The 24,659-nt window shown below is 41.0% G+C and carries 18 protein-coding genes; 7 read left to right on the top strand and 11 right to left on the bottom strand.

What is annotated here, in order from left to right; genetic code table 11:
* Positions 1-8 precede the first annotated feature (8 nt).
* Positions 9-1,496, bottom strand: coding sequence for a hypothetical protein (locus KIV10_RS03425; protein ID WP_214112077.1), 1,488 nt, complete (start codon positions 1,494-1,496; stop codon positions 9-11).
* Positions 1,497-1,509: 13 nt separating this feature from the next.
* On the bottom strand, positions 1,510-3,618 hold the full coding sequence (gene metG / locus KIV10_RS03420; protein ID WP_214112076.1) for a methionine--tRNA ligase: 2,109 nt from the start codon (positions 3,616-3,618) through the stop codon (positions 1,510-1,512).
* 162 nt (positions 3,619-3,780) lie between these two features.
* Here metG and KIV10_RS03415 point away from each other — a divergent pair, with 162 nt between their 5' ends.
* Together KIV10_RS03415 and KIV10_RS03410 are read left to right on the top strand one after the other, a co-directional pair.
* Positions 3,781-4,374: a hypothetical protein gene (locus KIV10_RS03415; RefSeq protein ID WP_214112075.1), complete on the top strand. Its 594-nt coding sequence runs from the start codon at positions 3,781-3,783 to the stop codon at positions 4,372-4,374.
* Positions 4,371-5,270 (top strand): S66 peptidase family protein, encoded by a 900-nt coding sequence (locus KIV10_RS03410; protein WP_407650144.1) that lies wholly within the window; start codon positions 4,371-4,373, stop codon positions 5,268-5,270. The genes KIV10_RS03415 and KIV10_RS03410 overlap by 4 nt, the downstream gene beginning before the upstream one ends.
* 12 nt (positions 5,271-5,282) lie before the next feature.
* Here KIV10_RS03410 and KIV10_RS03405 read toward each other — a convergent pair whose 3' ends face one another.
* From KIV10_RS03405 to KIV10_RS03390, 4 genes are read right to left on the bottom strand one after another with little or no spacing between them, the layout of a single operon-like run.
* Positions 5,283-6,698, bottom strand: a complete 1,416-nt coding sequence (locus tag KIV10_RS03405) for a TolC family protein (RefSeq protein WP_214112074.1) — start codon at positions 6,696-6,698, stop codon at positions 5,283-5,285.
* Positions 6,698-8,086 (bottom strand): HlyD family secretion protein, encoded by a 1,389-nt coding sequence (locus KIV10_RS03400; RefSeq protein WP_214112073.1) that lies wholly within the window; start codon positions 8,084-8,086, stop codon positions 6,698-6,700. Before KIV10_RS03400 ends, KIV10_RS03405 begins: the two co-directional genes overlap by 1 nt.
* On the bottom strand, positions 8,079-9,749 hold the full coding sequence (locus tag KIV10_RS03395; protein WP_214112072.1) for a peptidase domain-containing ABC transporter: 1,671 nt from the start codon (positions 9,747-9,749) through the stop codon (positions 8,079-8,081). Before KIV10_RS03395 ends, KIV10_RS03400 begins: the two co-directional genes overlap by 8 nt.
* A gap of 3 nt (positions 9,750-9,752) precedes the next feature.
* Positions 9,753-10,421: a TetR/AcrR family transcriptional regulator gene (locus KIV10_RS03390; protein ID WP_214112071.1), complete on the bottom strand. Its 669-nt coding sequence runs from the start codon at positions 10,419-10,421 to the stop codon at positions 9,753-9,755.
* A gap of 136 nt (positions 10,422-10,557) precedes the next feature.
* Between KIV10_RS03390 and KIV10_RS03385 the strand changes: the two genes are divergently transcribed.
* Complete coding sequence (locus tag KIV10_RS03385) at positions 10,558-10,920, top strand: YraN family protein (RefSeq protein WP_214112070.1); 363 nt, start codon at positions 10,558-10,560, stop codon at positions 10,918-10,920.
* Here KIV10_RS03385 and mfd read toward each other — a convergent pair.
* Positions 10,917-14,270, bottom strand: coding sequence for a transcription-repair coupling factor (gene mfd, locus KIV10_RS03380; RefSeq protein ID WP_214112151.1), 3,354 nt, complete (start codon positions 14,268-14,270; stop codon positions 10,917-10,919). The two genes, KIV10_RS03385 and mfd, sit on opposite strands and share 4 nt — an antisense overlap.
* Before the next feature lie 105 nt (positions 14,271-14,375).
* Between mfd and KIV10_RS03375 the strand changes: the two genes are divergently transcribed.
* Genes KIV10_RS03375 through KIV10_RS03365 form a run of 3 tightly spaced genes read left to right on the top strand, consistent with a single transcriptional unit; the run spans position 14,376 to position 16,919 of the window.
* Entirely contained in the window at positions 14,376-14,774 is a 399-nt protein-coding gene (locus KIV10_RS03375; RefSeq protein ID WP_214112069.1) for a MauE/DoxX family redox-associated membrane protein, read from the top strand.
* A 1-nt stretch (position 14,775) separates the two neighbouring features.
* Positions 14,776-15,561: an SDR family NAD(P)-dependent oxidoreductase gene (locus KIV10_RS03370; RefSeq protein WP_214112068.1), complete on the top strand. Its 786-nt coding sequence runs from the start codon at positions 14,776-14,778 to the stop codon at positions 15,559-15,561.
* Between the two features lie 5 nt (positions 15,562-15,566).
* Positions 15,567-16,919, top strand: a complete 1,353-nt coding sequence (locus KIV10_RS03365; protein ID WP_214112067.1) for a dihydrolipoyl dehydrogenase family protein — start codon at positions 15,567-15,569, stop codon at positions 16,917-16,919.
* A gap of 97 nt (positions 16,920-17,016) precedes the next feature.
* On the opposite strand, the gene KIV10_RS03360 is transcribed toward KIV10_RS03365, so the two are convergent.
* Positions 17,017-17,817, bottom strand: coding sequence for a tryptophan-rich sensory protein (locus KIV10_RS03360; RefSeq protein ID WP_214112066.1), 801 nt, complete (start codon positions 17,815-17,817; stop codon positions 17,017-17,019).
* A gap of 82 nt (positions 17,818-17,899) precedes the next feature.
* Complete coding sequence (pdeM, locus tag KIV10_RS03355) at positions 17,900-18,541, bottom strand: ligase-associated DNA damage response endonuclease PdeM (RefSeq protein ID WP_214112065.1); 642 nt, start codon at positions 18,539-18,541, stop codon at positions 17,900-17,902.
* An 86-nt stretch (positions 18,542-18,627) separates the two neighbouring features.
* On the opposite strand from pdeM, the gene acs reads away from it, so the two are divergent.
* Positions 18,628-20,535 (top strand): acetate--CoA ligase, encoded by a 1,908-nt coding sequence (gene acs, locus KIV10_RS03350; RefSeq protein WP_214112064.1) that lies wholly within the window; start codon positions 18,628-18,630, stop codon positions 20,533-20,535.
* Between the two features lie 34 nt (positions 20,536-20,569).
* On the opposite strand, the gene KIV10_RS03345 is transcribed toward acs, so the two are convergent.
* Both KIV10_RS03345 and KIV10_RS03340 read right to left on the bottom strand, forming a co-directional pair.
* Positions 20,570-23,029, bottom strand: coding sequence for a ligase-associated DNA damage response DEXH box helicase (locus KIV10_RS03345; RefSeq protein ID WP_214112063.1), 2,460 nt, complete (start codon positions 23,027-23,029; stop codon positions 20,570-20,572).
* Positions 23,026-24,618, bottom strand: coding sequence for an ATP-dependent DNA ligase (locus KIV10_RS03340; protein ID WP_214112062.1), 1,593 nt, complete (start codon positions 24,616-24,618; stop codon positions 23,026-23,028). Before KIV10_RS03340 ends, KIV10_RS03345 begins: the two co-directional genes overlap by 4 nt.
* Positions 24,619-24,659: the final 41 nt, after the last annotated feature.

The raw sequence follows: 24,659 nt of genomic DNA, 5'->3' as shown, positions 1-24,659 counted from the left end.
CTTGAGTCTTATTCTTCAGTGCTGAAACTGATAATGTTATAGGTGTGCGTTCTCTTCTCAAAATACCCGAAAAAAACTTTCCCATTATGCGAGAAAACTTCTTCAGCATCAACTTTTTTCAAGGATTCTTGGAAAGTTTCAATTTTATCGAAAACGTTCTCAACTGGATATCCTTCAATGTGATTAAAATCTGTATCAAAAAGTGATTCAACATAAATGGATTTTGTAGTAGCATAACTTCCGAAACTCGCATAAGTGGGATTATAAAAAGGTGTAATAGCCATTCCGCCTATCATTCCTCCAGCCAGACCAGCAACCGTAACACCTATCACAATTGCATTACTCGAACCTCCATCTTGTGAACTTTGTAACCCGCCAATTGTTGCTTGGTAAATACCATTGATTTGTTGGATTGCAATACCCGGCTGACCGTTAGCAATTTTTCGCAAGTATTGGGAAGTCATGTTCAATTCCCTAACACCATCGCTTGCCATAAAAGCACCATTTTTTTGTAAAATTTCAGAATTTTTAAAATTTATATTTTGCTCTTTTGTTGCTCTATATGTTTTAATATTATTACCTGTGACAAAATCATCAATCGTTAAAACCATTCGATCATTATCTACTACTATCTGAAAAAAATAGTTTTGGTATATAAATGAATTACTTTTTTCTAAATTTTGATTATCAATTAGTTGTTTCTGAAATCTCTTTTCTGAAACCGAGAAATTCTCGAGGTCAATAAAATAGGCTAATGTGAATTCTTGAAAATTATCGAATGTCAAGATTAGGTTATTGTCTTTGGCATACAGTTTATTCAGCCTAGAAGTTGTCTCTAAAGAATTTGGGTTTTTATGATCGATTTCTATTATTTGAGGCGGCAAAACATCGTTAAAAACACTGCCTTTGAGCTCTCCAAGATCATCTGCTTTATTGCGCAGCCGCAACATATCCTCAAAGGAGACCGGCCCGTTTATTTCTATTTTGTGTGTGGCAAATGTTCTATCTTCTAAAAGCTCACGTATTACAATACCATTATAATCATCATCCAGAGTTAAAAGAAAAAAACGATTGTCGTAAGTCACAGTTTCTAAAAGCTGCTCATTTTTCAAATCTATGTCCAGTTGCTCCGTTACGGTCTTTCCTGTTTTAAAATCGAAATCCACTACCCCAAAAAACTGTTTGTTTTCAGTAGAAAATAAGGTTGTATAATGTTTATTAGTTACTCGATACCCAATTATATCTTTAAATTTTATCCGAAGACTCTCAGCTGTTATAGAATCTGTTCTTTCAAAATTTTCATCAAAAAGATATGCCGTCACACTCCTTTTATCAGGAATAACCAATGCCAGTTCACCCGTTTCTGAATTGGAAAGTGAAAAAGCCGTTTCATCTTTTATAAAATTGGAATATTCAATATTTTCTAATTGTACCACTTGTTTTTGCGCAAAAAGCGGAAGTGAAACAATGAAAAATAGCCTAAATAACTGTTTCAAAATTTTAATATTTTTAGTTAATCGTAGCCCCATTTTCAACGCCATCTTCGCCCGGATTTACAAAAACCAATTTCCCGTCAGCATTTTCAGTCATTAAAATCATTCCTTGGCTTTCCACGCCACGAAGCGCACGCGGTGCAAGATTTGCCAAAACTGTAACTTTTTTTCCAATGATTTCCTCGGGTTTAAAACTTTCGGCGATACCGGAAACAATGGTGCGAACATCGATTCCTGTGTCAATTTTTAAGACTAAAAGTTTATCTGCCTTGGGCATTTTTTCGGCTTCAATGATTGTTCCCACGCGCAAATCGAGTTTTGCGAAATCATCATATTGAATAGTCTCCTTTTGCGGAGTAACTTGCGAGGCTTCAGCCGAAGCAATCTTTTCCTTATTTTCTGTGTTCTCCATTTTAGTTTGTTTCAATTTATTCAATTGGTTTTCAATCTGTTCATCTTCAATTTTGCTGAATAGCAATTCGGCCTTATTTATTTTGTGACCGGGTTTTAGCAATTCCGGTTTTGTGGAAATGTCGTTCCACGAAAGCGCTTCGACAAGCGCAGCGTGACCCAACATTTCTTTGAGTTTTTGACTCGTAAACGGCAAAAACGGTTCGCTTAAAACCGCCAACGCCGAAGCAATCTGCAACGCCACATACATTACGGTTTTGGTGCGTTCTTCGTCAATCTTGATGGTTTTCCACGGTTCTTCGTCTGCCAAATATTTATTCCCGAGTCTGGCAACATTCATCAATTCTGCTTGCGCTTCGCGGAAGCGATAACGTTCCAAAGAACTCGCAATCACTTCGGGATAGGCTTTCAATTCCGCTAAAGTTTGCTCGTCTACTTCAGAAAAAGTTGCTGGTTCGGGAATAATACCTTCGTAATATTTATCGGTCAAAACCATCACGCGATTGATGAAATTCCCAAAAATGGCAACCAATTCGTTGTTATTTCTCGCCTGAAAATCGGCCCAAGTAAAATCGTTATCCTTTGTTTCCGGCGCATTCGCAGTCAACGCGTAACGCAAAACATCTTGTTGGTTTGAAAAATCCTCCAAATATTCATGCAGCCAAACCGCCCAATTTTTACTGGTCGAAATTTTATTTCCCTCGAGATTCAAAAATTCATTTGCGGGAACATTTGTTGGCAAAATGTAACTTCCTTCCGCTTTCAGCATTGCCGGAAAAATAATGCAATGGAAAACGATGTTGTCTTTCCCTATAAAATGTAGAAGTTTGGTGTTTTCGTCTTTCCAATAATCTTCCCAATTTTTGCCTTCGCGCTCCGCCCATTCCTTGGTTGAAGAAATATAACCAATGGGCGCATCAAACCAAACGTAAAGCACTTTTCCATCCGCGCCTTTTACCGGCACGGGAATTCCCCAATCCAAATCGCGGGTTACGGCTCGCGGTCGCAGTCCATCATCCAGCCAGCTTTTGCATTGGCCAAGCACATTGGTTTTCCAATCTTTTTTATGATCGACCAAAATCCACTGTTTCAGAAAATCCTCGTAGTTTTCCAATGGTAAAAACCAGTGTTTTGTTTCTTTTAAAACGGGTTTATTTCCAGAAATTACGCTGCGCGGATTAATTAAATCCGTAGCATTATGGCTGGTTCCGCATTTTTCGCATTGATCGCCATAGGCTTCCTCAAAACCACATTTAGGGCAGGTACCAACTACAAATCTGTCTGCCAAAAATTGGTTGGCTTCTGCGTCAAAAAGCTGCTCGGTAACCTCCTCTATAAATTGTCCGGCATCGTACATTTTTCTGAAAAATTCCGAAGCGGTTTTATGGTGTATTTCCGCCGAAGTGCGCGAATAATTATCAAATGAAATCCCGAAATCTTCAAAGCTTTTTTTGATGATGGCGTGGTATTTATCCACCACTTCCTGTGGCGTAATTCCTTCCTTTTTCGCCTTTAACGTTATGGCAACACCGTGCTCATCGCTTCCGCAGATAAAGGCAACATCCTTATTTTGAAGGCGTTGATAGCGCGCATAAATATCTGCCGGAACGTAAACGCCAGCCAAATGGCCAATGTGCACAGGGCCGTTTGTGTAGGGCAAAGCGGCGGTAATGGTATATTTGTCCGCCGTGGCGGGTTTTTGAGGTGAATTCATATTCAAATTTTAATGCGCAAAGGTACTGCTTTCAAAAAGAAATAGATAAAAGATATTTTGCTAAACGCTGAAGATTTTTATCTTTAAAAAAACAATGCTATGAAACGTTTTTCTATTCTATTTTTTATTGGGATTTTCCTTTTTTTTGGTTGCAATCAAAATATGAAAAAAGAAACCATACCCGCTGAAAGTATTGAAAATACTGAAAATCCAATCACAGAAATTCCCATAGAGGAAGAATCTTTCACCATTGAAAAAATTGCTGAATTGGCCAATGCTAAAATGCTTTTTGAGGCATTTGGCGACGCCGAAATAAATACAGAAATGGTTTCAATAAATGAGGGAATGGGCAACGTAAAAGTTATTTATGTGAATAAAGGCAGTAAAAACGAAGTGCGAATCGATTTTCAGCCGAAGGATTCCACTAAGGTTTTTCGGGTAACGGTGGAAGGCAAAGAAAATAAATATGCTTCACAGACGGGCGTAAAACCGGGTATGACCATTGATGGGCTGAATTCCGTAAACCGAAAACCAGTTGATTTCTATGGGTTTGGGTGGGATTTTGCAGGTGCCGTAAAATTTAATGATGGACAACTAGAAGCGCAGAACATCAGTGTCTATTTAAAAACGGATAAAAAAATTGATAAATCATTAATGGGAGATACGCCACACACCTTTGAGCAAGCAAAAGCTGCCAAGCTGGATCTTTATGTGAATAAAATCATTTTTGAACCTTCAAAATCCAATCAATTGTGAAAACTCCGGCTTATCTAAAGAAGGGAGATACCGTTGCCATCGTCTCCACGGCCCGAAAAATTTCAAAAGAAACCATTGAACCTGCATTGCATTTACTGGAAAAATGGGGGTTAAAGTATGTTTTGGGCGAAACAATTGGCGCCGAGGAAAATCAATTTGCGGGTAGTGATGCACTTCGTAAAAAAGATTTTCAAAATATGATGGACGATCCCAGCATTTCTGCGATTTGGTGCGCCAAGGGCGGTTATGGAACGGTGCGGATGCTCGATGGATTGGATTTTTCCGAATTCGTAAAAAACCCGAAATGGATTGTTGGCTACAGCGATGTTACGGTGCTGCATTCGCACATACATACATTGGGGATCGAGACTTTGCACGCCCAGATTTGTGAGAATATTGAAAAGAAAAGTGAGGAGGCGCGAAGGACGCTTTATGCTTCGCTTTTCGGCGAAAATGCATCCCTTAATTATATTTCTGAAAAACATTCCGGCAACAAATTTGGCACGGCTGAAGGCCAGTTGGTAGGCGGTAATCTTTCAATTTTATATTCGCTTTGCGGAAGCGCTTCTGCAATTGATACGCGCGGGAAAATTCTTTTTATTGAAGATCTTGATGAATATTTGTACCACGTGGATAGGATGATGCTGAATTTAAAACGAAATGGAATGCTGAAAAATCTTGCAGGACTTATTGTGGGCGGAATGACTACTATGCACGACAGCAAAATTCCATTTGGGAAAACGGCGGAAGAAATTATAACTGATGCCATTTCAGAATACAATTATCCCGTTTGTTTCAATTTTCCTGCCGGCCATATTGACGACAACCGTGCCTTGATTTTCGGGAGAAAAATTAAACTGGAAATTTCAGAAAAAATTGAATTAAAATATCTTTAGAAATTCTTCATATTAGGTCCTAACTTGCGTACCCAATGTATTGAATAAGGTAAAGATGGCCTGCAATTCCTTAATATTTAAATTGTTTTCTTTCAGAAATGCTTCTATCAAATTCACTTCCCGCTGGTTTATCAAAAAAAGGGAACTTTCGCCAATTTCGAATTTTCGTACCTCAGCAATCACAAGCTCATCGTACCCCGTAATTATTTCACCAATCAATTGTTGTTGGGTTTGGATAGAATTTATTTCTTGATTGATTGCTTTTATTTTGTTCTGTAACGTAAGCAGTGTGCTCTGTCTTTCAAAGATTGTGGATTGTAATTTGGCATTTGCCAATTTCAATTCCCCGCGTTCCTTTCTTAAAAATAACGGCATGGAAAAGGTAAGTCCCGTTTTGTAATTTTGGGTATTAAATTCTGAAAGCTGCTCAACTTCATCTGAAAGAAAATAGTAATCTAGAGTAATTTTAGGGAGAAGATTGTTTCTTTTCAAATTTCTATCCACTTCAAGACCTTCAATTTTTGCGTTAAGGCTACGGAGTTTTGGATGATTTTCATTTAAACTCGCTTCGTCTTCAGAAATGAGAACTTGCAGCGAAGAGGATAGAACCGTTGGCGCCGGCAATGCCGGAACCACATTTGGCTCAATTTCCAGTGGGACTTCCTCAAACCATAAATAGGAAGAAGCTTCCAATAACGCTTTCCGTGTATTTAGATTTGCCATCTCCAAACTCAACTGTCTATTTTTAAGCTGGATTCTAGCTTCGGTAATATCAATACGCGCCATATCTCCGGCCCTTACGCTAATTTCGATATTGTTCAAACGTTCTTGGGCGTTTTCAACGAAGGAGCGATAAATTTCACGTTCCGTAAATGCTTCAACCCACTTGAGGTATGCGAGGCCGGCTTCATAAATAAAATTGTTGACCAGCAAATCCCGCTCTGCCTGTGTTTGGTTTACGTATGCTCTGGCGCTTTTTAAATCTGCCATTCGCTTATTGATGAGCAAATCCCGGGCGAGGTTGAGTGAAACCCCTGCCGAATACAATCCGTCCTCGGGAACCGTCAATTCGTTATTGAGATAGGTGCCTGTGTAATCTTCGTAATTTGCCTTGAATTCCACGCCGTACCATGTAGGAATGCTGAAGGTACCTTTAAGTTTATCCCAATATTCGGTATCCTTAAAATCCTTTCTGTCCGTGTATACTTCTGCTTTGGGATCAAAACCACCTCGTGCCGCAAGCAATGTGGCCTCTCCCTCGGTAAGTTTTAGGTTTGCCTGTTTTACCAGCGGGTTGTACTCTTTTATGTATGCAATATATTCTTCAAAAGAAAGAATGGAGTCGTTCAAAACCCGCTCCTGCGAACGTCCAGCAAGGGACATTAATAAACCGAAAAGTGCCAATAAAATGAACCGTTGCATTGACATTATTTTGAATTTTTTGGTTTCATTGATTTTGTTGAACCATCGAGAATAGATGGATCACCAGAATTTGCGGGTTGGTAATAATTTGGTGGGAAACCGTTGAGCTTTCGCCATATTTCATACCAAATGGGCACATCTTCCAACAGAGCTATCATATAAGCACCGCTGCCTACACGCAATCTATCTGGCCATTCTTTTTCAGATTCATTTGGAGCGATAAGAATCCTGAATTTTCCGTTGGGGCTTCTAAAGGTTTCCACCACTACTATTTTTCCGCCGTAGGTCCCATAGGAAGCATTGGGCCAACCGCTAAAAAATATAGCGGGCCAACCATCAAACTGCAAACGTACGTTTTCACCCGTGTGGAGCAACGGCAGATTGAGTGGGTCCACATAGGCTTCAACAGCAAGGTCATAATTGGCAGGCATAATGCCCACAAGTTGTTCGCCTTCATTAAAAGTTTCACCGAGACCGCTTCGCAAAGCCTTGTTAATATAACCACTTTGAGGGGCGGTTACGTAATAAAAAGACTGCCGTATGCTGTAATTAGTGGACTGATTAGCCAATTTTGAAACTTCTGCTTCTGCCTCAAATTGGGACGATGCTGCCGATGCTATATCGCTCTGTGCACTGGAAATTTTATCGCTGTACTCCGCTTTTATCCGGTTCAACTCTGTAATAGCGTTTGAAAGGCGATTTTTACTTGTGAGCAATTTATTTTCTTGTGAAACCACTTTTGCCAAAAGTTCCTGCTGTTTCAACCTTTTGGCTTCAACGTCAGACAGTGATTTTAATCCCTCTTCATTCAATTGCCTGAATCGCTCATACTGCCGCTGGGCGATTTCCAAATTATTCCGCATGGCAATCAAGTCTGTGCTATCGCTAATGATAGTAAATTCAAGTTGCCGTACCATATTTTCTCCCTGACTCAATTTTAAATTACGTTCTTGCCCAAGTGCATTTATTCTATTTTCCAAGGCGATAATTTTATTTGAATAAGATGATGCCGAACGTGATTTAGCTTCTTGCTGTTCAATGGTTCTTTCAACCAGATAGGGATCTTGATACTGGTTCACAATTTCTGAAATATGTAAAATAGTATCGCCTTTTTTCACAAAATCGCCTTCGTTTACGTACCATTCTTCTATACGTCCCGGAATGGGAGATTGGATGGTCTGCGGCCGCTGTCCCGGCGTAAGTGTGGTAACATACCCATTGCCGCTCACGTTCTGTGTCCACGGAAGAAACAGTACTATGATGGCTATTAGCATAAATACCAGCAAAAACCTATTGAAATATTTATAATGATTAGGCCTTGAAACTCTTTTGGCAGCATTATACTTCGATAGATCTACAAATCTATGAATCGATTCTTTAGCAATGTTAAGCATCTTTTTCTATCGGTTTTAAGGTTTGATCCTTCAATAAATAAAATCTGTTGCAGTGGCGCTTCCAATGATTTCTAGAATCTGAAATAATAAGCGTCCACGGTCTATCTTTTGAAGCGAGATATTCCGCCACTTCCTTGGCTTCATCCTTGTCAAAATAAGTGAGCGTATCCTTGAGCACAAGGATTTTCGGTTTATTTATAATAGCCCTGGCAAGCGCGATGCGGCTGGAAACACTTCTGGGTATTTCCTGCCCGTCCGGTTGCAAAATGGTATTTAGCCCATTGGGTTGTTGTTTTAAAAATTTCAGCAAACGGGTGTTTTTCAAGATTTCATTTAAATAATCCTGATCTATCTCTTGGTTTCCCAAGCAGATGTTCTCACGTATAGTCCCCTCGAATGGAAGTTGCTCCGGCAAAACCAGCCCAACCACAGAACGGTAAGCATTGGGGTGGATTCCCTTTACCGAGTTATCATTGATGTAAATACTGCCAAACGTTGGGGAAATCAATCCCGCAAGTATCTTAAAAAACGTCGCCTTGCCTGCGCCGGGATCGCCATCAATAAATATTCGGTCCTGTGGGCGCACCATAAAATCTATATTTTTCAGAATTTCATTTCCGTAATGGTTTGTGAAAGAAATATTCTTCAGTTCAAGATTTACTTCGCCATTGTTCTGAAATGGATTTATTCCTTCTTGGGGCTCTAGTTCTTTATCCACAACTTCTCCCATTTTCTCTAATGAGGTGAGTACATCGTAAAAAATTTCCAGCCCTGTAATTAATTTTTCAACGGAGGTAATGACCAGAAGAATAATGATTTCTGCCGCTACAAATTGACCAATATTCATTTGTTGATTAAGCACGAGCATACCGCCAATTAACAACAATCCAGCTGTTACCAATACCTTGAACACCACCATCATGGAAAACTGAACCAGCAAAACCTTAAAATGCTTTTCGCGTTCAAATAGATATGAATCCGTGAGGGTATCATTTCTGTCCATGGCAAGGCTAGTTTTTCCTGAAAGTTTAAAGGTAAGAAGCGATCGTGCCACTTCCTGCAACCAGTAGGCTACTTTGTATTTCAATTTGCTTCCCTTCAAACTCGTGCTGAGTCCCTTTTTGGATGTAAACTGAAAAACCAAAGTGATAAATAGAATAAGAAGAAAGCCGTATAAAATAAAGAATGGATGATAAAGGGAAAGAAGTATAAGCCCAAACACAATCTGAATAATCGCCGTGGGAAAGTCTAACAGCAACTTTGCCAAACCTTTTTGAATGGTCAACGTATCAAAAAATCGATTGGCCATTTCTGGGGGATAGGAATTAACGAGTTCCTTCAGTTTTATTTTCGGGAAACGGTATGCAAATTCAAAGGAAGAACGCATAAAGATTTTCTGCTGTACATTTTCCAAAATTCGAATTTGCATTATCTGCAGGGTTCCTTGAAAAGCCACGCCCAGCGTCACCAGCACAACAAGAACAATCCACGAGGTGCTTACCTGCGCGCCTTGAATTAAATTGATGATAGCCTGTATCCCCAAAGGCAACGTAAGGCTTACAAGCCCAGCAAAAGTGGCATAAAACACGATTTGATATATATCGCGTCTATCCATTTTTAAGAGGTTCACAAAGCGCCTCCAAGGGGTTATTTCTTTTTCCATAAATTATGAGATTACTTTTTGGACCAGCGTGGTGTAAAATTCAACTACATTCGTGTTTTTATTGTTAACATCAGTCAATGATGGCAGATGTTCTGAAAAATAATATTGGTTATGTGAGCCTTCAATTATGGTCGAAATCAACATATGCGGAAATTTAAATTCTGGGTTTATTTCCAGAACCATATCGCTTACACGTTGCACCACTCTTTTGTATGCTCTGTAATATCCCTTTTTATTTTCTTGATCTACTTCCTTGATGTAATAGGCCTTTGTAGCTTCGCACATAATAATTTTGTATAGCTTCGCCTCATCTACAAATGAAATCTGCTTGTCCTCGGTGACTTTTTCGGTAAGTATTTTAATAGCAATTTTCAGTTTTTCCTGTTTATCTTGCAAAGCGTGGGTCTGTAACACAAGACGGTACTCAATCCACGACCAATACCAGTTTACAAAATATAACAGCAGGGAATGTTTGCTTTCAAAATACCGATAAATGGAACTTTCATTGGAACCAATGGCCTCGCCCAGCTTTTTAAAAGTAAACGCTTCATACCCCAGTTCCACCATCAATGAAATCCCATTTTCCACTATCTTCTTTCCAAGATCAGTAGTTTCTGGATTTTTGATGAATAATGAATCATCAACGCTTATATTTATACACGATAATTTCACACAAATCACTTTTGAACTTGCAAAATTAAAAGTAATACTATCAAAAAATAATGTTTAACTAATATTTAATAGTGTTGAACAATTTTTGGGCAAAGGAACAAACACTTTATAAATGCTTTAAAGAAGAAATCGAACTATGGCAACACATAACGAACTTGGAAAAATTGGCGAGGAAATAGCCGCCCAATATCTTCTGAAGAATGGTTACAGTATTCTGCGCCGAAATTTTTATTTTGATAAAGCCGAAATTGACATCATTGCCCAAAAAGAAAAAGATACCGTTGTAATGGTGGAAGTAAAAACGCGAAACAGCGCATTTTTTGGAGATCCGCAGGAATTTGTAACCAAAAATAAAATCAAACTTTTGGTTAAGGCCGCCAATGAATATATAATTTCAAACAACCTAAATGCCGAAGTGCGTTTCGATATTATTGCCGTTCTGAAGAACCAAAAAGAAGAAAAGTTGCAGCATTTCGAAAATGCTTTCTATCATTTTTAAACAAATGGCTCCAGTGCCCGAAGAGCTTTTTCAACGGAAGAAATTTCTTCAAAAGTCAACAACAGTCGCAATCCGGTACGGGTCTGTTTTTCCTTCATCGTTACTTTTTGGGGATGGCTTTGCACGTATTGCAACACTTTTGTAAATGCTTCGCTTTGGTAAAAACTGCTTTGCTGGTCTGCCACAAAATAACCGACCAATTTTTTCTGTTTCATAATTACGCGTTCCAAGCCCATTGCAATAGCAATCCATTTTATGCGAACGCTGTTCAGCAAATCCTCGGCCTGTTTGGGCATTTCGCCGAAACGATCCAGCAATTCCTTTTCAAATTTCTGAAGTTCGGCCTCGTTTTTAAGCTCGTTGAGTTTCGTGTAGAGATTGAGTCTTTCCGTAATATTATTGACGTAATCATCGGGAAACAGTAATTCGAAATCGGTATCGATAGTCATTTCCTTGACAAAATTTTTCTTCGGCCCTTCCGTTTCTTCATAAAGACTTTTGAATTCTTTGTCTTTCAATTCCTCAATGGCTTCGGCAAGAATTTTTTGATAGGTTTCAAAACCGATTTCATTGATAAACCCGCTTTGTTCGCCACCCAACAAATCACCCGCACCGCGGATTTCCAAATCTTTCATCGCAATGTTGATCCCGCTTCCCAATTCACTAAATTGTTCCAAAGCCGTAATGCGTTTTCGCGCCTCGTCCGTCATCGCCGAATAATCCGGAGTGATGAAATAACAGAATGCTTTTTTGTTGCTTCGGCCCACACGACCGCGCATTTGGTGCAAATCGGAAAGACCGAAATTATTCGCATTATTGATGAAAATGGTGTTCGCATTTGGCACGTCGAGTCCGCTTTCAATTATGGTGGTTGAAACCAAAACGTCGAATTCATTGTTCATAAACCGAAGCATCAAATCTTCCAATTTCTTACCGTCCATTTGCCCGTGACCGATGCCAATTTTCGCATCCGGCACCAAACGTTGGAGCATTCCGGCGACTTCTTTTATGTTTTCAATCCTGTTGTGAACGAAGAAAACCTGTCCGCCGCGCGAGATTTCATACCGAATGGCATCGCGAATGCTTTCCTCTCCAAATCGAATCACGTGCGTTTCCACGGGGTAACGGTTGGGCGGTGGCGTGGTAATGACCGAAAGGTCGCGCGCGGCCATCAAACTGAACTGCAACGTACGCGGTATGGGCGTCGCCGTGAGCGTGAGCGTATCCACATTTTCTTTGATGGTCTTCAATTTATCTTTTACGGCCACGCCAAATTTCTGCTCTTCGTCAATAATTAAAAGTCCCAAATCCTTAAATTCAACCGATTTGTTTACCAATTGATGCGTGCCGATTACAATGTCGAGCTTGCCGTTTTTCAATTCCTCCAAAACTGTTTTTCGTTCTTTGGCAGTCCGAAAACGGTTGAGATAATCAACTTTTACGGGCATTTCGGACAAACGTTCGCTGAAAGTTTTAAAATGCTGAAACGCCAAAATGGTGGTAGGCACCAAAACCGCCACTTGTTTCCCATTGTCTACCGCCTTAAAAGCTGCGCGAACAGCAACCTCCGTTTTCCCGAAACCCACGTCGCCACAAACCAATCGGTCCATTGGGCGCTCGTTTTCCATATCTTTTTTTACGTCTTCGGTGGCGGAGCTTTGATCTGGCGTATCTTCATAAATAAAAGAAGATTCCAACTCTGCCTGCAAATAACTATCGGGATCGAACGCAAAGCCTTTTAGCGTGCGGCGTTTGGCGTATAATTCAATTAAATTGAAAGCGATTTCCTTGACGCGCGTTTTGGTTTTCTGCTTCAGTTTTTTCCACGCGTCACTGCCCAGTTTGTAGATTTTGGGCTCCTTTCCGTCCTTGCCATTGTATTTTGAAATCTTATGCAACGAATGGATGCTTAGGTAGAGAATATCTCGCTCGCCGTAAAAAAGTTTGATGGCTTCTTGCATTTTTCCTTCAACCTCAATTTTCTGAAGACCGCCAAATTTCCCGATGCCGTGGTCAATGTGCGTTACATAATCGCCCACTTCAAGATTGGTTATTTCCTTTAAAGTGATCGCCTGTTTTTTGGCATAGCCGTTTTTCAGTTGAAATTTATGGTAGCGCTCAAAAATTTGATGGTCGGTGTAGCAAACAATCTTTAAATCATCATCTATAAACCCTTGAAATAGTGGGAACACAATGGTTTCAAACTGTTGCACATTTTGCTGTGCATCCTCAAAAATATCGTGGAAACGTTTTGCCTGCTGTTCGGTACTGCAGAAAATGTAGTTTCTATAGCCTTTCTCAGAATTTTCATTCAAATTTTCAATCAGTAAATTGAATTGTTTGTTGAAAGATGGCTGGGGTTTGGTGGAAAATACTATCGTGTTATCCTGAGCTTGTCGAAGGGTATTCTTTAATTGAATTTTCGTGAAATCATTCAATTGTTCTTTCAACAATTCTGAAGTAGAGAACAAATCCGAAGGTTTTGCGCGCTTTATTTCAGAATCGATTTTGTTGTAAGCCTCGGTCGCTTTTTTAAAAAGATTGTCGATGGCACTTTTGAAAAGTTCCTCGTTTTTCAGAAAAACCACGGTTTTGGAAGCGATATATTTCAGAAAACTCTCGCGGCTTTCATCCACCATTTTGTTTTCCACATTCGGAATAATGGAAACTTTTTTCACTTGCTCTTTGGAAAGTTGCGTTTCCACATCAAACGTGCGGATGCTGTCCACATCATCGCCAAAAAACTCAATGCGGTACGGCTCGTCATTGCTAAAACTGAAAACATCCAAAATTCCCCCACGTACCGAAAACTCACCCGGCTCGGTAACAAAATCAGTTCTTTTGAAACGGTATTCGAATAAAACCTCATTCACAAAATCAATGGAAAGTTGGTCGTTTACGGCAATTTTCAGCGTATTCCGCTCCAGTTCCTTCCGCGTGACCACTTTTTCAAAAAGCGCTTCGGGATAGGTGACGATGAACGCCGGTTTTTTTCGGGAATTGATCCGGTTCAAGACCTCGCTCCGCAACAGCACATTGGCATTGTCGGTCTCTTCAATATCGTATGGTCTTCGGTAGCTTGCCGGATAGAAAAGCACATTTTTTTCGCCAAGAAGATTTTCGAGATCGTTCAAATGGTAGGCGGCTTCCTCTTTGTCATTCAAAATTAAAAGAAAAGGAGCTTCCGCTCCGAGTAATTCGGAGGTAAAAACTTCAGCCAAAACCAGCGAAACCGATGAACCCACGAGGCCCGAAACCTCGATTTTATTTTCAGAAGAAGCAATAGATCCCCCCAGTTTCCGTGTTTGGGGAGACTGTGCGTACAGGGCAGTTACAAGACTTTTACTCATCGATCGGCAAATATAGTATGTTCCGTAATTTCTGAAAATAGAAATGTGGAACTTTATCATTTCACTAACATCATCCGCAATTCTGAATGTATAATTTTATGGCAGATGAAAAATCTAACTAACGACCAGCTTGCCTTTTTCTTGGGAAGAATAATTCTGGGAATCAATCTATTTGTTCACGGTGCAATTAGAATCCCGAAACTTTCCGGTTTTGCCGAAGGAATGGCAAAAGGTTTTGAAACAAGTCCGCTTCCAGAATTTTTGGTGTTGCCGTTTGCGTACATTCTTCCTTTTGTAGAATTGATTTTAGGTTTTTTACTGTTACTCGGTCATAAAACACGCAATTCGCTAACGGCATCAGGATTTCTCATTGCCATTCTCATTTTTGGCTCTGGAATCAAGGAAGATTGGACGGCTGTAAGCACGCAAATGGTCTATGCGATTTTCATCTTTTTGCTTATTAAAAACTTAAATCACAACGCATTAGCGCTTGACAAAAAATAAAATGGATTTACAATTATCGAATAAAAAAGCCCTGATTACCGGCTCTACCAAAGGAATAGGATATGCAACTGCAAAAACACTTGCTCAAGAGGGCGCTGAGGTTATTATTAACGGAAGAAGTGAGGATTCAGTAAACAAGGCTTTAAAATCGCTAAAAAAAGAAGTTGCCAACGGGAAAATTAACGGGATTGCTTGCGATTTTGGAAATACCGTGGAAGTAGGAAAACTTATCGAGGAAATGGGTTCGGTCGATATTTTGATAAACAATGTAGGTATTTTTGATCCGAAGGAATTTCTGGAAATCCCCGACAGCGATTGGCAAAATTTCTTTGAGGTAAACGTGATGAGCGGTGTAAGGCTCTCTCGCGCTTTTTTGCCAAAAATGATGGAAAATAATTGGGGGCGCATCATTTTTATTTCTTCGGAAAGCGGTGTGAATATTCCCGTGGAAATGATTCATTACGGAATGACAAAAACAGCGCAACTTGCAATCTCCCGCGGCATTGCAGAGACCACAAAAGGCACAAATGTTACCGTAAACAGCGTGTTGCCAGGACCAACTTTTTCTGATGGGGTAAAGGAAATGACCGGAATTGAAGATGGAAAATCCAGAAAGCAAGTAGAAAAGCGATTTTTCAAAACAGAACGGCCCACAAGTTTACTTCAACGTTTCACAGATCCACAGGAAATAGCAAATATGATTGCCTATGTGGCGAGCCCGCTTTCCTCGGCCACAAATGGCGCATCATTGCGCGTAGATGGCGGTGTGGTTAAAACTATTTATTGAATTTTATGGCTTTTAAAGAATATGATGTTTTTGTAATAGGAACCGGAACTGCCGGAAAAACCGTAGCGTACGATTGTGCCGCGGAAGGAATGAAAGTCGCCATCGCTGATAATCGCGAATTTGGCGGAACGTGTGCAAACCGCGGTTGCGATCCTAAAAAGGTATTGGTTGGAATTACCGAAGCCCTACATCTTTCTGAAAATTTAAAGGGAAAAGGAATTGCCTCAGTACCGGAAATAAATTGGCAGGAACTTCAAAAATTCAAGTCAACTTTTACCGATGCCATTCCCTATTCCACGGAACGCGACTTGAAAGAAGCAGGCATTGAGATGTACCATCAATCCCCCAAATTCTTGGATGAAAACACACTTTCCGTGGAAGGAAAAACTGTGAAAGCAAAAAAAATTGTGATCGCGACCGGACAAAAACCAATGGCACTAAAAATCCCTGGTCGGGAACATCTAAAAGAAAGCGATGATTTTCTGGATTTGGAAGAACTGCCTGAAAGCATTGTTTTTGTAGGCGCTGGTTACATAGGGATGGAATTTGCGCATATCGCGGCACGTTGCGGTGCAAAAGTAACGGTCGTTGAATTTGGGGAGTATCCGCTTGCACCATTTGATGCAGACATTGTTTCACATTTGGTACAATCTTCTGAAGAAATTGGAATCAAATTTATTTTCAACGCAAAAGTTTCCGAAGTGGAAAAACTTCAAAAGAATTTCCGTGTTTCTTTCGAAAAAAATGGAAAAACCGAATCGATTGACGCCCGAATGGTTTTCAATACTGCGGGACGTGTGCCTTCCATTGGCGAGCTCGATTTGGAAAAAGGAAATGTTGCCTACCAAAAAGAAGGAATTTCGGTTAATGAATTTCTTCAAAATACCAAAAATCCATCCGTGTATGCCTGCGGCGATGTTTCGGCGAGCGGAAGTTTGCCGTTAACGCCTGTTTCTTCACAGGAAGCGCGAATTGTTTCAGAAAATATAAGAAAAGGGAACCACACCAAAATGGATTTTCCGCCCGTACCTTCCGTCGTTTTTACCATTCCGCAAGTTGCCTCAATAGGGTTAACAGAAGAAGAAGCAAAGAAAAAAGGATATGACTTTGTGGTAGAATATAAAAGTGTCCCCAAGTGGTTCAACGCTAAGCGTGTAAACGAGAAGACGTATGCCTATAAAACGTTGGTCGACAAAAAGCGGAACTTAATTTTAGGTGCCCACATCATTGCTCCGGAAGCGGGCGAAATGATTAATTTATTTGTGCTCGCGATGTGCGGCAAACTGACCTGCGAAAATATAAAAGAGATGATTTTTGCTTACCCCACGTGGGGAAATGATATAAAAGGAATGGTGTAGGGGAATTGTTGATTTACGATTTTTGAATTATTTGTCTTTTTCTCTTTTGTCCTTTTGTCCTTTTGTTTTTTGTCTTTCAGCAAAGCGGTCTTACGTCTTAGGTCTTTTTAAAATATTCCTTGCACTTATTCACCGGGCTTGTTCCGCGATTTTTAAAACCGTGATAGCCGCTACTTACAAATAAAACCGCAGCTACCGCAATTGCCGCGTAAGAAGCGCTTCGGCTAATTTCCCAATCTGTGACGGCAATGGCAGCCAAGGCCCAAGCTCCCACCAATGCAAATTCCCGCATGTTGCGCTTCCAAGTTACCACCATATTTATTATTCCGGCGATAATGATCATCGTAATTGCCCAAGAGCTTTCACTATAACCCCAAGCATCCCAATCAATACTGACGAGATAGGCGGAAACATTTGTTATGGCTGCAACGGTAACCCAACCACTGTAAAACACGAACGGCCACCAAAGAAATGCAATTACTGAAATGGGCGCATCCCAAAGTTCCATTCGGTTTTTCATGACGATTTTCAAAAGTGCAAAAAGCAATACAAAAATGGCAATAATTGAAAATTCGATATAACCATAGAGCCAGAAAATAATCCACATAATATTGGCAAAGCAGGACAGCACGAACCACCAGCCGGTTTGGATAATAAATGCATCGTCGCGCACTTTGGTGAAAAGACTTCGGCTTTGGTAAATAATAAAGCCCAAAAGCAACATATAGATAAATCCCCAAATGGAGAAGGCATAATCTGCGGGCGTAAAAAGATTTTTGAGCGGATCAGAAATATCGCCCATTGTCGTTCCGTTGATGGCACCGGAACTTCCGAGATAATTGATGAAAACAGTAGTGATGAACGCAATTATATTCGCAATTTGTAGCGTTTTTTTCATAGAGTGAATTTAGTGTCCGTTCGAGCGCAGTCGAGAACTTTTTGCGATTATTTTTTAAGTCTTGACTGCGCTCGACCAGACATTATTTTTTTGAGACACAAATCACCTCGCCCTCCACGATCGCAAAAACCTCATCCATTTCAGTGGGTGTTAAAATGTACTTCCCCGTAAAGTTACCAAATGCGGGCAAAATAAGCTGACTTTCGGTTTTATAAAAACACGGGAATTTCAAAAAATGCCGTCCCACTCCCTTCATCATAATTCCGGGATGCACGTGGCCGGAAAAATTAAAAGTACCCGTCAATTCTGAAGGATGATGCGTTAAATGAAATCCATCCAATACCCATTCGTCATAAACCCTTATGCCCAAATCTTCATATAAATAATTTGGGATAATATCGTGGTTGCCCGAAATTAAAATCACTCCGGCCTTTGTATATTCCACCCATTTCTCAAAATCCTGCCACTCTTCATTCAATTTACTGTGGAAAAGATCGCCCAAAAAGCAAATGGTTTTCGGCTGGAATTGATTGGCGATTTCCGTCAGTTTTTCCAAATTTTTATACGCCACGTGTGCGGGGATGGCCGATCCGTGTTTTCGAAAATGGGAAACTTTTCCCAAGTGCACATCGGCAATAAGCAACATAGCTTTCTCTTCCCAAAAAATGGCACCACTGGGGTGAAGCGAAAAATGGTTTTGACTTATTTCTATCGTTATTTGCACGACATAAAATTACGTTTTACGATTAGTTCAGAAAAAATTCTTTGTAATTTATACCCTCATTTTTTTTGAAATAGTTTTTTACGCATATGAGCAATTACCACATCAAAAACCTGGAAGAATATTTTCAGGTATATAGAAAATCCGTCCAAAACCCTGAAAATTTTTGGGGCGAAATTGCCGAAGAAAATTTCCTTTGGCGAAAAACGTGGGACAAGGTTTTGGAATATGACCTCAGCAAACCCGAAGTTTCGTGGTTTAAAGGTGCAAAATTGAACATCACCGAAAATTGCATAGATCGCCACTTATTTTCGCGGGGAGAAAAAACCGCAATTATATTTGAACCGAATGACCCTTCCGAAAAAGCGCAGCACATAACCTATAACGAATTGCACGAACGCGTTTGCAAATTTGCAAATGTGCTAAAAAACCAGGGAGTTAAAAAGGGCGATAGGGTGTGTATTTATTTGCCAATGATACCGGAATTAGCTGTTTCAGTTTTGGCCTGCGCGCGCATTGGCGCCATACATTCTGTGGTTTTTGCGGGCTTTTCCGCAAGCGCGCTGGCCACGAGAATAAACGATTGCGATTGTAAAATTGTAATAAGCAGTGATGGGTCTTTCCGCGGAAGCAAAAGCATCGATTTAAAAGGAATCGTGGACGAAGCGCTTAAATCCTGCGACGGCGTAAGTTCCGTTTTAGTGGCGAAAAGAACAAACACCGAAGTACAAATGAAGGAAGGTTGCGATGTCTGGCTACAACCATTATTAGATGAGGCTTCATCAAACTGTCCCGCAGAAATGATGGATGCGGAAGATCCGCTATTTATACTTTACACCTCCGGTTCCACGGGAAAACCTAAAGGAATGGTGCATACCACCGCCGGATATATGGTTTACTCGGCATATACTTTTAAAAATGTTTTTCAATACCGCGAAGCGGATGTTTATTGGTGCACTGCAGATATTGGCTGGATTACTGGCCACAGCTATATTGTTTACGGCCCCTTGGCAAACGGCGCAACAACTGTAATGTTTGAAGGGGTTCCCAGCTATCCCAATCACGGCAGGTTTTGGGAAATAGTTGAAAAACATAAAATTACACAGTTTTACACCGCGCCTACCGCGATTCGTGCTTTGGCAAAAGAGAAAATAGATTTTGTTGAAAAACACGACCTTTCCTCGCTTAAAGTATTGGGAACCGTTGGCGAACCCATAAACGAGGAAGCGTGGCACTGGTACAACGATGCAATCGGCCATCAAAAATGCCCAATTGTTGATACGTGGTGGCAAACCGAAACGGGCGGGATTATGATTTCGCCCATACCGTACGCAACCCCTGCCATACCTACGTTCGCCACATTACCGTTACCGGGAATTCAACCCGCACTGATGGATGAAAACGGGAAAGAATTAGAAGGAAATCAGGTAAGCGGAAGGCTTTGCATTAAATTTCCGTGGCCAGCAATGGCGCGAACCATTTGGGGCAACCACGAACGCTACCGCGAAACTTATTTTTCAACTTTTGAAAATAGTTATTTTACGGGTGATGGCGCATTGCGCAATAGCACGGGCTTTTACAGAATTACGGGGCGTGTGGATGATGTTATAATCGTTTCTGGCCATAATTTGGGAACTGCGCCCATAGAAGATGCCATTAATGAACATCCGGCTGTTGCGGAAAGCGCGATTGTTGGATTTCCGCACGAGGTGAAGGGAAATGCGCTTTATGGCTACGTGATTTTAAAGGAATCTGGCGAATCCAGAAATCAGGATAATCTTCGAAAGGAGATAAACCAAATGATCTCGGACCGAATTGGGCCCATTGCGAAACTGGATAAAATTCAATTTACAAGCGGGTTGCCAAAAACCCGTTCGGGGAAAATTATGCGTAGAATTCTTCGGAAAATCGCTTCAAAAGATATTAAGGATCTGGGCGATACCAGCACATTATTGAATCCGGAAGTGGTGCAGGAGATTATTGATAATGCGTTGTAGTATATTTCTGAAATATTCTTTATTGAAATTGATATTACTTCATCAATTTCAATGTCATTTTCTTAATTCTATCCGCCAATTTCTCTGAAGAAAGCTTTTCACGAAGTCTGTCCGTGATTATCGGGAAGCTGAAAGGCGTTGCTTTTTTGCATTGTTTCCAAATTATTTTTTGTGAGTTGATGCGCTCTAAGGCCAAGCGCAATCGGCCTTCTTCCAATTGATGCTCAAACGTTTCGCGATAGGCTTGCAGGTACAAAAGGTTGTCCGGTTCATAATCCCTAAAAACATCAAATAGCAATTGGCTATTGCTCTGTAAATGCTTCGTTTTAATCACTTTGTTTGGATAACCCTGAAAGACCATTCCGCTGATAACAGCAATATCACGGAATTTTCGACGCGCCAATTCGGTAGCATTCAAGCTTTTTTGAAGGTCGTCAAACAGATATTCCGAAGAAAAAAGATTGTTATCAATCACGTTTTGAACGTCCAGAAATTGGTCGCTCAACAATTCAAAACCGTAATCATTATACGCCAAAGAAAATGTGATTGGCACCAACAAACTAATTCGGTACGCCAACAAACTGCTCATCGCCTCGTGCACAAATCGCCCTTCAAACGGATAAAAAAGCGTGTGATACCCTTCGCGGGTTTTGAAGGTTTCAATCAAGAATTCATTTTCGCCGGGAACGATGCTTTCCTTTTCCTGTCTGTCAAAAATGTGGCTCAGCGCTTTTAATTCCGGCGTATTCCGTTTGTGATCCGCTTCGCTTTGCAATTCTTCCCTAAGAATTTTACTCATTTGTGAAGAAAGTGGCAATCGTCCGCCCATAAAACTCACCACTTTTGCAGTTCTTTTACTCGATTTTCGAACTTGCGCCTGCATTTGCCGAAGCCGTACCAATTCCAACGTTCGTCCCGCAAAAACAAAAGTATCGCCAGGTTTCATTTTACTTAAAAACCATTCTTCGATAGTCCCTATAAATCCGCCGGAAACGTATTTTACCAGCATCATACTATCGCTCACAATCGTGCCGATGCTCAAACGGTGCATCATTGCAATTTGCCGGCTTTCCACTTTAAAAAGGCCTTCCTCTGTAACCTCTACTTTTTTATATTCGTCGTAGGCTTGCAAACTTTGGCTTCCCAAGGTGATAAAATTGAGGCACCAATTCCATTGTTCTTCCGTAATTCCCTGAAAACAAAACGTGCTTTTTATTTCGGGGAAAATTTCCTTCGGAAAAAAGCCGTTGCTGATAGCGAGCGTCACCAAATATTGAATAAGCACGTCAAAACTCAGCAAATATGGGATTCTATCTTCCATCACTTCTTCTTTCACCGCGCGTTTTAATGCCGAAGCTTCCACCAATTCCAGCGCGTGCGTGGGCAAAAAATAAATCACCGAAGGTTCGCCCGGGCGGTGATTGCTTCGGCCGGCGCGTTGCAGAAATTTTGCGATTCCTTTGGGCCCACCGATTTGGATAATGGTTTCCACAGGAGCAAAATCAACGCCCAAATCAAGGCTTGAAGTGGCGACAACGGCCTTTAACGACTCATTTCTGATTGCCTGTTCCACCCAAAGCCGGGTGTCTTTGCCGATGCTTCCGTGGTGCATCGCGATTTCTCCGGCAAATTCAGGGTGTTTTTCCAATATTTTCTGAAACCAGATTTCGCTTTGGCTACGCGTATTCGTGAAAATAAGCGTGGTTTTACTGGCTTTTATGATGGGAACAATTTCTTCCAAAAGATGCAAACCCAAATGCCCGCGCCACGGGAAGGTTTCCATTTTTTCCGGGATGATGGAGCGGACTTCAATTTTCTTTTTTTCCGAAGATTTTATAAGAACGGCATTTTTTCTGAATTCGGGATCCATCCCTAACAGCACATCCTGCGCTTCTTCGAGATTTCCAATTGTGGCTGAAATTCCCCAAATCCTCAATTCTTTTGAAACGGTTTTCAACCGTGAAAGCGCGAGCTCCATTTGTACGCCACGCTTGCTTCCCAAAAGTTCGTGCCATTCGTCCACCACAACGGCCGTTAAGGTTTTGAAAGTTTTTTCATAGCCTTTGGAAGCCAGCAACAGCATCAAACTTTCGGGCGTTGTAATGAGCAAATCGGGCATTTGGCGTTTTTGCTTTGCGCGTTCACTTTGTGGGGTATCGCCCGTGCGGATTCCAACGGTCAAACCCGTTTCCAAATCGTTCGCAAAACGTTGCGCCGCTTGCTGAATTTCTACTGAAAGTGCACGCAATGGCGTAATCCAAATTGCTTTTAATCCTTTGGTATGTTTCGTTTTATAGTCAGGATTTTCCTTTATATATTGAAGTACAATGGACACCCAAAGCGCGTATGTTTTTCCGCTTCCCGTTGGAGCGTTCAACAGTCCGTGTTTGCCATCGAGAAACGCTTTCCAAGTTTTTTGTTGAAAGGGGAAGGACTTCCAATTTTTGGATTGGAACCAATTCTCGGCCAAAGAAATGAGCTCGGACCGTTTCATTTTGGGATCAATGCCTTTAAATCATCCAGCGTATTGGCCTCTTCGATCGGTTTGTCTTTTCGCCAACGAAGAATTCGCGGGAAACGGGTGGCGATGCCACTTTTATGCCGACTGCTTTCCGCGATTCCCTCAAAAGCAATTTCAAAAACGTGTTGTGGCGTTACACTTCGCACCGGACCAAAACGCTCCAACGTATTTCGTTTAATCCACGCATCCACTTGCCGAAATTCGGCATCGGTTAGGCCGGAATACGCTTTTGCGAACGTTACCAATTCGCCCTCGTCCCAAAGCGCAAAAGTATAGTCTGTATAAAGATTTGCGCGCCTTCCGTGGCCTCGCATTGCATAGGTTAAAACTGCATCAATAGTGAAGGGATCAATTTTCCATTTCCACCAATCGCCTTTTTTTCTTCCCACTAAATATGGCGAATCCTTTCGCTTCAGCATCAATCCTTCGCTTCGTTTTTCTCGGGAAAGGTCGCGTTCCGCGGAAGCTTCCTCCCACGATCCAAAATGCATCGTTTCGCTCAAAAAAAGACCTATTTCATTACAGTTGCATTTTTGAATCAATTCATCCAAAATCTTTCTTCGTTCCGAAAAAGGTTTTTGCCGAATATCCTCGCCATTCCATTCCAATAAATCGTACGCGTTCAAGATTACTGGCGTTTTTTTCAGCAATGCTTTTGAAATGTTTTTCCGTCCAATTCGCGTTTGAAGCGCATTGAAATTTCCAATTTCCCCTTTTCCGAAGGGCAGAATTTCGCCGTCAATGACAGTACCGTTGGGAATTTCCTTCAGAAAATTTTGAAATTCGGGATATTTATCTGTAACCAGTTCCTCACCGCGCGACCACACGAAAACCTCATCATTTCTGATGATTACCTGACTGCGAATACCATCCCATTTATGCTCAAAACTCCAATTGGAAATCGGTCCCAAATCCTCCTGAAAATTATCTTCCACCGCATACGCCAAATAAAAAGGATAGGGTTTACTGAGGTAATCTTCCTCATTTTGCTCGAGAATCAGCTTTTTATATGTGGTCTTTTCCGGCGTCCAATCGCCCATTAATTTATAGGCTAAAATATCCTCATCGATGCCCGTAGCTTTTGAAAGGGCGCGCGTCATCAATTTTTGGCTCACGCCGATGCGGAAACTCCCGGTAAGGATTTTGTTGAAAACGAAGCGTTCAAAATAATTCAGTGCCAGCCAATTATCGTGCAGGTATTTCTTTTTTTCTGCATCGGGAAGTGTTCGTAATTCAATAATTTCTGAAACAAATTGTGAAAGGGATTTCTCGGAATGTTCTTCCGAAGTAGGCAAAACGAGCGCAATCGTTTCGGCTAAATCACCAACAATATGGTAGCTTTCCTCAAAAAGCCAAAGCGGAATCCCGCTTATTTCCGTAGCCCAAAGTCGAAGCAATGTTGTGTTTACGGGACGTTTCGGCCGACGATGCGAAAGAATGGCGATGGTCCAAAGCTTGTCGGCATCATTCGCATTTTGGAAATACTCGGTTAGCGCCGAAACCTTTTCATTGGTTTTGTTGGTGCTGTCGAGCTTTTTTATGAGTTGTGCAAATTGTTTCATAAGCCCCCTCCCTCAATCCCTCCCCCAAAAGGTGAGGGAAG

This window comes from Aequorivita echinoideorum (assembly GCF_018476645.1).
GTDB lineage: Bacteria > Bacteroidota > Bacteroidia > Flavobacteriales > Flavobacteriaceae > Aequorivita > Aequorivita echinoideorum.
The sequence above is the reverse complement of the archived record's forward strand: the minus strand, read 5'-3'. Positions and strand labels throughout refer to the sequence as shown.

What these genes read in the sequence shown, in the direction of transcription:
- KIV10_RS03400 (WP_214112073.1), bottom strand. Translation starts at nt 8,086, where the DNA reads ATGCTTAACATTGCTAAAGAATCGATTCATAGATTTGTAGATCTATCG.
- KIV10_RS03415 (WP_214112075.1), top strand. Translation starts at nt 3,781, where the DNA reads ATGAAAAAAGAAACCATACCCGCTGAAAGTATTGAAAATACTGAAAAT.
- KIV10_RS03375 (WP_214112069.1), top strand. Translation starts at nt 14,376, where the DNA reads ATGAAAAATCTAACTAACGACCAGCTTGCCTTTTTCTTGGGAAGAATA.
- mfd (WP_214112151.1), bottom strand. Translation starts at nt 14,270, where the DNA reads ATGAGTAAAAGTCTTGTAACTGCCCTGTACGCACAGTCTCCCCAAACA.
- KIV10_RS03385 (WP_214112070.1), top strand. Translation starts at nt 10,558, where the DNA reads ATGGCAACACATAACGAACTTGGAAAAATTGGCGAGGAAATAGCCGCC.
- KIV10_RS03370 (WP_214112068.1), top strand. Translation starts at nt 14,776, where the DNA reads ATGGATTTACAATTATCGAATAAAAAAGCCCTGATTACCGGCTCTACC.
- KIV10_RS03365 (WP_214112067.1), top strand. Translation starts at nt 15,567, where the DNA reads ATGGCTTTTAAAGAATATGATGTTTTTGTAATAGGAACCGGAACTGCC.
- metG (WP_214112076.1), bottom strand. Translation starts at nt 3,618, where the DNA reads ATGAATTCACCTCAAAAACCCGCCACGGCGGACAAATATACCATTACC.
- acs (WP_214112064.1), top strand. Translation starts at nt 18,628, where the DNA reads ATGAGCAATTACCACATCAAAAACCTGGAAGAATATTTTCAGGTATAT.
- KIV10_RS03395 (WP_214112072.1), bottom strand. Translation starts at nt 9,749, where the DNA reads ATGGAAAAAGAAATAACCCCTTGGAGGCGCTTTGTGAACCTCTTAAAA.
- KIV10_RS03405 (WP_214112074.1), bottom strand. Translation starts at nt 6,698, where the DNA reads ATGTCAATGCAACGGTTCATTTTATTGGCACTTTTCGGTTTATTAATG.
- KIV10_RS03340 (WP_214112062.1), bottom strand. Translation starts at nt 24,618, where the DNA reads ATGAAACAATTTGCACAACTCATAAAAAAGCTCGACAGCACCAACAAA.
- KIV10_RS03345 (WP_214112063.1), bottom strand. Translation starts at nt 23,029, where the DNA reads ATGAAACGGTCCGAGCTCATTTCTTTGGCCGAGAATTGGTTCCAATCC.
- KIV10_RS03360 (WP_214112066.1), bottom strand. Translation starts at nt 17,817, where the DNA reads ATGAAAAAAACGCTACAAATTGCGAATATAATTGCGTTCATCACTACT.